At 71.2% G+C, this 10,883-nt stretch carries 8 protein-coding genes; 3 read left to right on the forward strand and 5 right to left on the reverse strand.

Annotation, left to right across the window (positions count from 1 at the left end):
- Window positions 1-22 precede the first annotated feature (22 nt).
- Window positions 23-2,689, reverse strand: a complete 2,667-nt coding sequence (locus tag K1T35_RS49555; RefSeq protein WP_255621398.1) for a LuxR C-terminal-related transcriptional regulator — start codon at window positions 2,687-2,689, stop codon at window positions 23-25.
- Between the two features lie 100 nt (window positions 2,690-2,789).
- On the opposite strand from K1T35_RS49555, the gene K1T35_RS46750 reads away from it, so the two are divergent.
- Window positions 2,790-3,500 (forward strand): 2-C-methyl-D-erythritol 4-phosphate cytidylyltransferase, encoded by a 711-nt coding sequence (locus K1T35_RS46750; protein WP_220258046.1) that lies wholly within the window; start codon window positions 2,790-2,792, stop codon window positions 3,498-3,500.
- 31 nt (window positions 3,501-3,531) lie between these two features.
- Window positions 3,532-4,347, forward strand: a complete 816-nt coding sequence (locus K1T35_RS46755) for a glucose-1-phosphate cytidylyltransferase (protein ID WP_220258047.1) — start codon at window positions 3,532-3,534, stop codon at window positions 4,345-4,347.
- A 9-nt stretch (window positions 4,348-4,356) separates the two neighbouring features.
- Here K1T35_RS46755 and K1T35_RS46760 read toward each other — a convergent pair whose 3' ends face one another.
- Window positions 4,357-5,415: an N-acetylmuramoyl-L-alanine amidase gene (locus tag K1T35_RS46760; RefSeq protein WP_220258048.1), complete on the reverse strand. Its 1,059-nt coding sequence runs from the start codon at window positions 5,413-5,415 to the stop codon at window positions 4,357-4,359.
- 192 nt (window positions 5,416-5,607) lie between these two features.
- On the opposite strand from K1T35_RS46760, the gene K1T35_RS46765 reads away from it, so the two are divergent.
- Window positions 5,608-7,452 carry an acyl-CoA dehydrogenase gene (locus K1T35_RS46765; RefSeq protein ID WP_220258049.1) on the forward strand — a complete coding sequence of 615 codons (1,845 nt, stop codon included), beginning with the start codon at window positions 5,608-5,610 and terminating at the stop codon, window positions 7,450-7,452.
- A 191-nt stretch (window positions 7,453-7,643) separates the two neighbouring features.
- On the opposite strand, the gene K1T35_RS46770 is transcribed toward K1T35_RS46765, so the two are convergent.
- From K1T35_RS46770 to K1T35_RS46780, 3 genes are all read right to left on the reverse strand, one after another.
- Window positions 7,644-8,960: an ABC transporter substrate-binding protein gene (locus K1T35_RS46770; RefSeq protein WP_220258050.1), complete on the reverse strand. Its 1,317-nt coding sequence runs from the start codon at window positions 8,958-8,960 to the stop codon at window positions 7,644-7,646.
- A 26-nt stretch (window positions 8,961-8,986) separates the two neighbouring features.
- Entirely contained in the window at window positions 8,987-9,805 is an 819-nt protein-coding gene (locus K1T35_RS46775; protein ID WP_220263295.1) for a carbohydrate ABC transporter permease, read from the reverse strand.
- Between the two features lie 98 nt (window positions 9,806-9,903).
- Complete coding sequence (locus tag K1T35_RS46780) at window positions 9,904-10,824, reverse strand: carbohydrate ABC transporter permease (protein WP_255621399.1); 921 nt, start codon at window positions 10,822-10,824, stop codon at window positions 9,904-9,906.
- Between the last annotated feature and the right edge of the window lie 59 nt (window positions 10,825-10,883).

The following is a 10,883-nucleotide window of genomic DNA, read 5'->3' on the forward strand; positions in this document are numbered from 1 at the left end:
CGGCGGGGGACGCTGGGACACGCTAGGCGTCGGTGCCTGGCCCGACGATCTGCCGCAAGTGGGCGAACAGCTCACCGCGGCTGCCCGAACCGAGGCGTTGGCGCATCCGCGCGACGTGGTGCTCCACGGTCTTCGCCGAGATGAACAGGCGCTCGCCGATCTGCCGGTAGGTCAGGCCCTCCAGCACGAGCTCGGCCACTTCCCGCTCGCGGTCGCTCAGCGGGCCGTCTGCACCGTCGGAGGCCAGGTCCGGCACCGCCTCGGTCTCCGTGGCGGTGACCGGGAGCCCGCGTGGGTCGCTGTCGGTGTCGGCCTCCACCGCGACGGGGCGCACGGCCGGGCCCGTGCTCTGCAACGCGCGGGCGCACCCGAGCAGCGCCGTCATCGCCTTGCGGTCGCGGGTGCGGATCGCCGCCTGCCCAGCGAGCTTGCCGCCCTCCCACGCCATCCCGACGGCGTGCAGTCCGCGGGCGGCCGCCTCCACGCCAGCGGCGTCGACCTCGGAGTCCAGCAGCCGTACCCAGTGCTGGGCGGCCGCGGCCATCGCGGCGGCGTACCGGCTGCCGTCCGCGGCGGCCTCCAGGGCGGCCGCGTGCAGCTTCGCGGCATCGCGGCTCTCGGACAGGATCGCGGCCTGCAGGCCCGACCAGTGCAGCGGCGCCGCCCAGAGCGCGGGGTCGCCGAGCCGGGAGAGCAGGTGGGTGGCCTCGTCGAGGTGCGGACGCACCCAACTCGACTCCCGCAGCCGGGTGGCGGCGACCCACAGCTCGCCGAGCTGCTGCAGCACGAACAGGTCCACGGGGTGCCGCACGATCGCCTCCCGGGCCCGGCCCCACGCCGTCATGAGCACGGCGAGGTCGCCCGCCCGCCGGGCGAGCGCGACGTCCAGCGCCGCGGCCAGCAGCTCGTCGCGCGGTTCGAGGACGGCGCCCGGCGGTGACGCCACGGCTAGCGCGGAGCGGGCCGCGCCCGTTGCCCCGCGGAACAGCGCGATCCAGCCGAGCAGGAGGCGGTGGCGGGTGACCGACCCGCGTCCACCCAGCCCGACCCGCAGAGCGCGCTCCAGCACCGACTGCGCGACGTCGAGCTCGCCGCAGTGCACGGCGACGAGCGCCGCGAGCGCGGCCGGGGTGTCGGGCAGCAACGCCGAGCGCTGCGAGGCCTCCAGCAGCGACGCGGCGCGCGTCAGCTGCGACAGCGCCGCGGTGGGCGACCCGGCTACCGAGTCGTACACCCCCTGGGCCATCAGCTCCTCGGCGCCGGCCAGCAGCGTGGGCGGGCGCACCGGGGCGCCGTGCCCCGCCGCGGGCGCGTGCAACATCTTGCCGGCCTCGTCGAGGGCGCCGGTGCCGATGAGCGCGGGCACGGCGAGCACCGCGGTGGCGCCCATCGCGGGCTCCAGTGCCGTGCTCATCCACCGGTACAGCTCCGCGCTGCGACCGAGCAGCCCACGGTGGGCCAGCACCGCGGCCGCAACAGTGCCGGCTCGCACGGCATCCGCGGGCGGCACCAGATCGGGGTCGGACAGCACCTGGTCGGCCTGGGTGAGCGCGAGGTCGAGATCCCCGGTGAGGACCGCGGCCTCGGCCCGGCCGGCGGCGAGGGCGAGCGCGGAGCTCCCCGCACGCACAGCCGCGTCGAACAGCTCACCGGCTTCCGGTGAACCGGTACGCAGCGCCTCCTCGGCCGCCGTGGTGAACACCGCCGCAACCCTCGACCCGCTGGCGCCGGTGCCGAGCAGGCCGCGGGCGGCCGCGAGCACGTTGCCGCCTCGGTCGAGCTCGATCTCGGCGAGGGTGCGCCGCAGCTCGATGCGCGACGCTCGCGGCGTGCGCGCCAGCACGGCCGCCGATACGAGCGGGACCGCCTTCCCGTCGCCCGTGAGCATCCCCGCGGCCCGCGCGGCCTCCAGCAGTTCGTCGAGCTGTACCGCGCCGTCGTCGGGGGAGAGGCCGAGCAGCGGAATGAGCACCTCGGACTCCAGCGGCGCGCCGAGCGCGCGAGCCAGCAGCAGGCCGCCCACCTCGTCGCCGAGCCCGTGCACCAGGTAGCCGAGCTGCACCAGCAGGCCGGCAGGCGGCTCCGCCGGCAGCGGCATGCCTCGGACGCAGTCCGACCCGACCCGTTCCACGAGCGCGCCGAGCAGCCGATCGACCAGCCCCGGCAGGCCCGCGGTCTGCTCGAACACGTGGTCCACCAGCTCCGCTGGCGGACCGTCGCCACCCAGCAGCAACGCGGCCCGTGCGGCGACCCCGGTGCGGTCGAGCGCTTCCAGCACCACCGGCGGGCGGGTGGCCGCGAGGACGCTTCCGAGCGCCGCGGTGCCGGGAGGCCGTGGCCACGGGCGGTGCGCAACCACCAGGTGGCCGCCGGGCGCGGCGGCGAGCAGCGCGAGCCGATCCAGCTCGTCGGGAGGGAGCAGGTGGGCGTCGTCGAGCAGGAGTGCGTCGTCGATGCCCAGCTCCGTCATCCCGGCGATCTCCCGGTGGACGGTGACACCTGCGGCCGTGAACGCCGCGGCGAGCGCGTCGAGCAACACGGTCTTGCCGTGCCCGCCCGGTCCGATCACGTCTACGCGGCGGGTGACCGTGGATCGGGCGGCTGCCTCGTGCACGAGTCGACGCGCCGCGGGCGAGCCCGCGAGCAGCCTTTCCGGGGCCCGCGGCGCCGGCTGGGTTCGCGTCGACACTGATCGGAGATTACCGAGGGCCCTGCAACGATCGACGTCGGGCGGTTGCGGTGTGTGCCCAGCGGTCCCCCTCGATCAGGTGAGTGGCACGATCTCCCGCATGCAGGGGGCCTTGTGGGCGATCGTGCTTGCGGGCGGCGCCTCGCGGCGGTTCGGCGAGCGGGCCAAGCAGTTCGAGCACGTCGGCGGTGTGCCGATGGTGGCCCGCACTGTGGCGGCCGCACGCCGTACGTGCGACGGTGTCGTCGTCGTGCTGCCCCCGGGACGGTCGTGGGCCGGGGAGCCGGTCGACGCCGTCGCCGAAGGCGGCGACCACCAATCGGAGTCGCTGCGCGCGGGGCTCGCGGCGGTACCCGCGGACGCGGCGATCGTCGCGGTGGCCGACCCGGCCCACCCCCTCGCGTCCGACGCGCTGTTCGAGGCCGTGGTCGAGGCCGTGCGCGGTGGCGCGGACGGCGCCGTGCCGGTGATCCCGATACTCGAGGTCGTGCAGCGGGTCCGCGACGGCCAGGTGGTCGAGACCCTGCCGAAGGACGACCTCGTGTTGACCCAGACTCCCCAGGCGTTCCGCGCGGACGTGCTCCGCGCCGTGCACGCGGACCGGCCCCGCCCGGTGGAGAACTCGGGACTACTGGTCGAGCGCGGCCACCGGGTCGTCACCGTTTCGGGTGACGTGGGCAACGTCCATGTCACAACTCAGCAGGAGCATGCGATAGCAGAGCGTCTAGCCTTTCGCGAGATTTGCTCCCCGAGCCCGGGTTGCACTACGACAGAAGATCGAGCGACCGGCCTCCCCGACTACAACGAGTAGCTCCCCACACATCGGAGGGACACGCTTCCTGATGGACTACGACACTCCCGTTGTCATCCTGTGCGGCGGACAGGGCACCCGGATCCGCGAGGTGAGCGAACGGCTGCCGAAGGCCATGGTGGACATCGGCGGACGGCCGATCCTCTGGCACATCATGAAGCTGTACAGCCACTACGGGTACCGGCGCTTCATCCTCTGCCTCGGGTACAAGGGCTGGGAGATCAAGCAGTTCTTCCTCGACTACCGGTCGCACATGTCCGACTTCACGCTCACGCTGTCCGAGGGCGACCACCAGCCGTGGTTCCGCAACGGCGTGGCCGACGAGAACTGGGAGATCACCTTCGCCGAGACCGGCCTCGAAGCCGGCACCGGCGCGCGGCTGCGCCGCATCCGCGACTACATCGACACCCCGCAGTTCATGATGACCTACGGTGACGGCGTCAGCGCGGTGGACATCGCGAACCTCGCGAAGGTCCACGCCGAGGGCGGCCGCATCGGCACCGTCACTGGCGTGCACCCCACCTCGAAGTTCGGCGAGATGAACGTCGACGGCAACGTCGTCGAGGAGTTCAACGAGAAGCCGACCCAGGTCACCGGGTGGGTGAGCGGCGGGTACTTCGTGTTCGAGAAGTCGTTCCTCGACGACTACCTCGACGACGAGGAGGACCTGTTCCTCGAAGCCCAGCCGCTCCAGCGACTGGCCCGCGACAAGCAGCTCACGGTGAACAAGCACGAGGGCTTCTGGGCCGCCATGGACACCTACAAGGACTACCAGGCGCTCAACAGCCTGTGGGCCAACGGCGACGCGCCGTGGAAGGTCTGGGAGGACAAGTCCAGGGTCTGGTGAGCCTGGACGTCACGGGCGGTGGTCGGCGGCGCTCAGCAGGCGCTTCCACTCCTCGACGCCCGGGATGGCAGACGCGCGCACGGCGCCGTCGGGCGTCAGCGCCCGCACCGCGAGCGCGACCTCATCCTGATCGCCGCCCTGCGCGGTCACGAGCAACGGCCACGTCTCGCCACCGATCAGCCCGTTGACCTCCTCGGCGCGATGGGCCTGCTGGTACTGCCGCACGGCCACGGCCGTCCTCTCGTCGAAGCGGCTGTTCGGCTGCACGTCGACGAGGCCTGCCGCGCGCAGGAGGTGCTGGGCCGCCTCCACGGCGGGCCCGGAGCTTTCGGGACGCAGCAGCGGCCACGACGCCCGCCGGGCGGCGCGGTCGTCCAATGGCTCCCCGAGTGAGTCCGCCACCTCGGTGCGCAGCCGCGGCAGCATCGCGTAGAACCTGTCACCGGGGCAGAGCGTGTCTTTGAAGTCGCGGTGCCCGCCGATCTCCGTCGGCGCGATCCCGTACTGCTGGCAGATGTAGGCGCACATGGCCCGCAGTCGCGCCCACACCTTGTCCGGCGGGGTGAGCGTCGAGTAGGTGCCCTCGTTCTCGATCCCGACGGCCTCGACGTTCTGCCCGGTGCAGTGCGCGCCCTCGACGTGCCGGTCGCCCGAGCGCAGCACCTCGAGACTGCCGTGCCTGCCCTCGAGGACGTAACCGCCGCGGCTGATCGTGAAGTTCTGCCCGGTGTCGATCCAGCCCCGCCGGTCCATGTGGAAGTCCTGGATCTTGCGGGCCACGAACTCGCCCGCACCGCGGCTGTAGTCCTCGACGTTCGGGGTCGCGGTGTGGTGCACGATGATCCGCACCGGCCGCTGCTCCCACACGGGGACGACGTCCGACGGCTCCCGCGCCCGCCACGCGTCGCACCCGATGATCGGCGGAGCCTTCACACCCGGTCCCGCCGCCCACGCCTCCTGCGGCCGGATCAGGCCACCGATCGCCCCGGTCAGGACGAGCCCGCCGAGGAGGACTCCGCGGCGGGACACGTTCGGACCCCACACGTCGCCCTCCCATCGCCGGTCCATGCGTTCGATCGCGCTGTTCTTGATCGCGTTGTGTTGATCGCCGAACGATGAGCGATGCAAACGCTCCGTACAACGCTGCGGCTCGAAGGTGTGATCGCCCGGTCGGGCCGCTCTTGCTGGGGTTACCGATGAGTAATACCCTTGTGGTTACTGACGAGTAGGCCGTCCCACCCTGCTGAGGAGCGATGCACGATGGGCCACTTCAGGAGCAACCTGCGGGACCTCGAGTTCAACCTGTTCGAGGTCTTCCGGGTGCAGGACCGGCTCGGCACCGCACCCTTCGACAGCGTCGACACCGACACGGTGCGCGGCGTGCTCACCGAGCTGAACGCCTTGGCCACCGGGCCGCTGGCGGAGTCGTTCGCCGACGGCGACCGCAACCCACCGGTCTTCGACCCGGCCACCCACTCCGTCACGCTGCCGCAGTCGCTGAAGGACAGCTACCGCGCGCTGTGGGACGGCGAGTGGTGGCGCCTGTCCCTGCCGACCGACTTGGGCGGCTACGGCATCCCGGCCACCGTGCAGTGGGCCGCGTCCGAGCTGATCCTCGGATCCAACCCGGCCGCCTTCATGTACATGGCGGGCCCGAACTTCGCGGCCGTGGTGCACCGCAACGGCACCGAGCAGCAGAAGCGCTGGGCCGAGATGATGATCGACCGCGGCTGGGGCGCCACCATGGTGCTCACCGAGCCCGACGCCGGTTCCGACGTCGGCGCGGGCCGCACGAAGGCGGTGCGGCAGGCCGACGGCACCTGGCACCTCGAGGGCGTCAAGCGCTTCATCACCTCCGGCGAGCACGACCTCACCGAGAACATCATGCATCTCGTGCTGGCCCGCCCGGAGGGCGTCGGCATCACCCCGCGGCCGGGCACGAAGGGGCTCTCGCTCTTCCTCGTGCCCAAGTTCCACTTCGACCCCGAGACCGGCGAGCCGGGCGAGCGCAACGGCGCGTTCGTGACGGGCGTCGAGCACAAGATGGGCCTCAAGGCATCCACCACGTGCGAGCTGACGTTCGGCCAGCACGGCGTGCCCGCGGTCGGTTGGCTCCTCGGCGAGGTGCACGACGGGATCGCGCAGATGTTCCAGGTGATCGAGTACGCCCGGATGATGGTGGGTACGAAGGCCATCGGCACGCTCTCGGCGGGCTACCTCGCGGCGCTGGACTACGCCAAGGAGCGCGTACAGGGCGCCGACCTCACGCGGCAGATGGACAAGACCGCCCCGCGCGTGACCATCACCCACCACCCCGACGTGCGCCGCATCCTCATGCTGCAGAAGGCGTACGCCGAGGGTCTGCGCGCGCTCTACACGTACACCGCGACCTTCCAGGACGAGGTCAAGGCCGGCGAGTTCACCGGTGCCGACACCGCACTCGCCGTGCGCGTGAACGACCTGCTGCTGCCGATCGTGAAGGGTGTGGGTTCCGAGCGCGCCAGCGAGCAGCTGCTGCTCTCGCTGCAGACCCTCGGCGGGTCCGGCTACCTGCAGGACTACCCGATCGAGCAGTACATCCGCGACGCGAAGATCGACTCTCTCTACGAGGGCACCACGGCGATCCAGTCCCTCGACTTCCTGTTCCGCAAGATCGTCCGGGACAACGGGCAGGCGATCGGGTACGTGGCGCGCGAGATCCAGTCGTTCCTCGACGCGGAGTCCGGCAACGGGCGGCTCAAGGAGGAGCGGGCGCTGCTCGCCACCGCGCTCGTCGACGTCCAGGGCATGCTGGGCACCCTCACCGGCTTCCTGATGGCATCGACCGAGGACCCGAAGAGCCTCTACAAGGTCGGGCAGAACAGCGTCCGGCTGCTCATGGCCGTGGGCGACCTGCTGATCGGCTGGCTCCTGCTGCGCCAGGCCGACGTGGCACTGACGGCGCTCGGCGGCGAGCACTCGGCTCGCGACGCCGCGTTCTACGAAGGCAAGGTGGGCGCCGCGCGGTTCTTCGCCAAGACGGTGCTACCCCAGCTGACCGCCCAACGCGCGGTGTTGGAGGCAACGGACAACAGCCTGATGGAGCTCCCGGAAGCCGCGTTCTGATCCAAACCCGGTGGTCGAGTAGGGCCGGCGCCCCAGCGCCGGCCCGTATCGAGACCACCACACCGAGAGGAACCCGCGGCTCCGGTCGGTCTCGATACGCTCCGGCGCGGGGCGCCTCCGCTACTCGACCAGCGGGTACGAACGGCCCGCTCGTCGGCACCTATCCGACGAGCGGGCCGTTCGTCGGCCGATCAGCTGCCCTGGACCTGGAAGCCCTGCTCCGTGGCGTAGCCACGCAGCCGCTCACCCCAGGCGTTCAGGCCCGCCTGGAGGTCGGTGCGGTTGACGAGGGCCTGCCCGACGGTGTCGGGGAACACCGACTCGGTGTAGTCCTGGAAGGGCGTGTACTGCCAACCCTCCGAGACCTGCTTCGAGGCCGCGACGTAGACCTGGTTCGCCTGCTGCCCACCGAGGAACGGCATCGGGGCGGCGAGCCACGCCGGGTCCTCGACGAGCGCGCTCGTGGCCGGGTACAGCAGGCTCTCGTCGTTCAGCAGCTTGGCCGCTGCCGGGTCGGCGTTCAGCCACTTCGCGAAGTCGGCCGCGGCGGCAGGGCACTCGCTCTGCGTGGTGACCGCGACGGACGACCCGCCGTTCTCGGGCACGACCGGCTCGCCGTAGTTCGGCATCGGCGCGACCCGCCACTGGCCCTCGGTCTGCGGGATCACGGTCTGCAGGAACGTCGGGGCCCATGCGCCCGCGACCCAGGTGGCGTAGCGGCCATCGGCCAGCCCGCGGTACCACTCGTCGGTGAACGCCGGCTCGGGATAGACGAGCTGCTCGGACACCAGGGTGTTGAACGTCTGCACCCAGCGGGCGGCGCCCTCGTCGGAGAAGTCGATGGTGAGCGACGACTCGCCCTCCAGCCGGAACGGGCGGGCGCCGGCCTGCCACAGCAGGCTCTGGATGCCGCCCGCGTCGTCAGGGCCGATGTTCGAGATGAAGCGGTTCGGGTCGCTCGCGTGGATCCGCCGTCCGGCCTCGATGTACTCGTCCCACGTGGTCGGGACCGGGATGCCGAGGCTGTCGAAGATGTCCGGCCGGTAGAGCATGATCATGGGGCCGGTGTCCTGCGGGATGCCGTAGATCCCGCCGCCGAACTGCACCTGCCGCCACGCCGACGGGAGGAACTGGTTCTCCAGCTCCGCCGCGCCGTACTGGCTCAGGTCGACGAGCGAGTCGGTGAGCGTGAAGCCGGGGATGTTCTTGAACTCCATCTGCACGGCGTCGGGGGCGCCGGTGCCCGCGGTGAGCACGGTGCGCAGCTGGGTGTAGTGCTCGTCACCCTGCCCGACGTTCGTCACCTCGATGTCGGTGCCGGGGTGGGTCTGTTCGTACAGGTCGACGGCCGACTGGATGTTCGGCACCCACGTCCAGAACGCGAGCGGGCCGTCGCAGGTCTCGCCGCCACCGGCCGCGCCGCCTCCACCACCGCCGCCGCTGCACGCGGACAGCGCCATCGCGAGCGCGACGGACGCCGCCGCGAACGTGCTCCGTGATCTGATCATGGGTTTCGGACCTCCCGAAGGTGTGATCACTGCTTGACGCCGCCCATCGCGAGGCCCGACTGCCAGTACCGCTGCAGCACGAGGAAAACGGCGATCAGCGGGATGATCGCCAACAGCGAGCCCGTGATGACGAGGTTCAGGACGGCCACGGAGCCCCCGCCACCGCCGTACGCCTGCTCGTTCCACTGCTTGAGCCCGACCGTGAGCGGGTACCAGGCCGGGTTGTTGAGGACGATCAGCGGAAGGAAGTAGTTGTTCCACACGTGGACGAGCTGGAAGAGCAGCACGGTGACGAACCCGGGGGCCAGCAGCCGCATGGCCACCGACCAGAAGATCCGCAACTCGCTGGCTCCGTCGATGCGGGCCGCCTCGAGCAGCTCGTCGGGGACGGCCGCCGCCGCGTAGATCCACATCAGGTACAGCCCGAACGGGCTCGCCAGCGACGGGATGATCACCGCGAACGGGGTGTCGACCAAGCCCACCGTGCTCAGCAGCAGGTACGTGGGGATCGCCAGCGCGGTGGCCGGCACCATCACGGCGCCCAGCACGCCCGCGAGCAGTAGCCGTCTGCCGGGGAAGTCGAACTTCGCGACCCCGTACCCGCCGAGCGCGGCGAGCAGCGCGGCACCGCCCGCGCCCGCCACCGCGTACAGGACGGTGTTCAGGAACCACCGGCCGTAGATGCCGCCCTGGTAGGTCAGCGTCTCGCGCACGTTCTCGAAGAGGTGGAAGTCGCTGGCGAACCACAGCCCGAAGCTCTGGAACAGCCCGGCTGTGCTCTTCGTCGAGTTGATCACGAGCCAGGCGAGCGGCAGGAGGAAGTAGGCGAGCAGGCCGAGCAGCATCACGGTCAGGACGACGCTGGGCCTTCGGTTGGGCCCCCGGCCGCCCGTGCCCGGTCGGGTCGCCGGTCGGGCCGCACGGGGCGCCGTCTCGACGGCGGTCACAGGATCCGCTCCCGCCGGGCGATGGTCAGCTGCACGACGTAGGCGACGACGATCGTCACCAGCCCGAGCAGCACGGAGAGCGCTGCCGCGTAGTCGACCAGCTGTCCGTTGAAGGCGAGCTCGTAGGCGTAGATGTTGGGCGTGTACGAGGTACCGATCACGGCGGGCGCGAGGTCCGTCATCACCTTCGGCTCGGTGAATAGCTGGAAGCTCCCGATCACCGAGAAGATCGCCGCGAGCAGCAGCGCCGGCCGCAGCGCCGGCAGCTTCACGCTCCACACCTTCCGGAGCTCGCCCGCACCGTCCACCTCCGCGGCGTCGTAGAGGTCCTGCGGTATGGCCCGCAGCGCCGCGTAGAGGATCAGCATGTTGTAGCCGACGAACTGCCAGGTGACGATGTTGGCGAGCGACGGGAGCATGAGCGTCGACCCGAGCAGGTCGGGCGGGTCCATTCCGAACGCCCTCGCCACCTGCCCGATCAGGCCGAACTGGGCGCCGTACATGAAGCCCCACATCAGCGTGCCCACCACCGCGGGCACCGCGTAGGGCACGAAGACTCCCAGCCGGAACAGCTTCGGCCACCACACGCGCTTGCTGTCGATGGCCAGCGCCACGAACAGCGCCAGCAGCAGCATCACCGGCACCTGGACGACCAGGAACAGCCCGACGCGCCCGAGCCCGGCGAGGAACTGCGGGTCGGTGGCGGCGCGCAGGTAGTTGTCCAGCCCGACGAACGTGGTGCCGCCGATCAGCCGCCGCCGGAAGAGGCTCAGGCCCATCGCGTACAGCAGCGGCGCGACGATCGCGGCGACGAAGACGAGCAGGAAGGGCGCGAAGAACAAGAACCCGGTGAGGGCCCGCCGCCGGGAAGGGTGCACCTGCTCCCGTACGGCCATGCCATGGCTCACAACCGCCATCGGCGATCCTCCTCGATCGTCGTCGCCACGCCGCGGCCGCAAGTGTGAGCGCTCACACA

The sequence above is a fragment of the Pseudonocardia sp. DSM 110487 genome, from assembly GCF_019468565.1.
GTDB lineage: Bacteria > Actinomycetota > Actinomycetes > Mycobacteriales > Pseudonocardiaceae > Pseudonocardia.

What these genes read in the sequence shown, in the direction of transcription:
- K1T35_RS46770 (WP_220258050.1), bottom strand. Translation starts at nt 8,960, where the DNA reads ATGATCAGATCACGGAGCACGTTCGCGGCGGCGTCCGTCGCGCTCGCG.
- K1T35_RS46755 (WP_220258047.1), top strand. Translation starts at nt 3,532, where the DNA reads ATGGACTACGACACTCCCGTTGTCATCCTGTGCGGCGGACAGGGCACC.
- K1T35_RS46775 (WP_220263295.1), bottom strand. Translation starts at nt 9,805, where the DNA reads ATGCTGCTCGGCCTGCTCGCCTACTTCCTCCTGCCGCTCGCCTGGCTC.
- K1T35_RS46765 (WP_220258049.1), top strand. Translation starts at nt 5,608, where the DNA reads ATGGGCCACTTCAGGAGCAACCTGCGGGACCTCGAGTTCAACCTGTTC.
- K1T35_RS46780 (WP_255621399.1), bottom strand. Translation starts at nt 10,824, where the DNA reads ATGGCGGTTGTGAGCCATGGCATGGCCGTACGGGAGCAGGTGCACCCT.
- K1T35_RS46750 (WP_220258046.1), top strand. Translation starts at nt 2,790, where the DNA reads ATGCAGGGGGCCTTGTGGGCGATCGTGCTTGCGGGCGGCGCCTCGCGG.
- K1T35_RS46760 (WP_220258048.1), bottom strand. Translation starts at nt 5,415, where the DNA reads ATGGACCGGCGATGGGAGGGCGACGTGTGGGGTCCGAACGTGTCCCGC.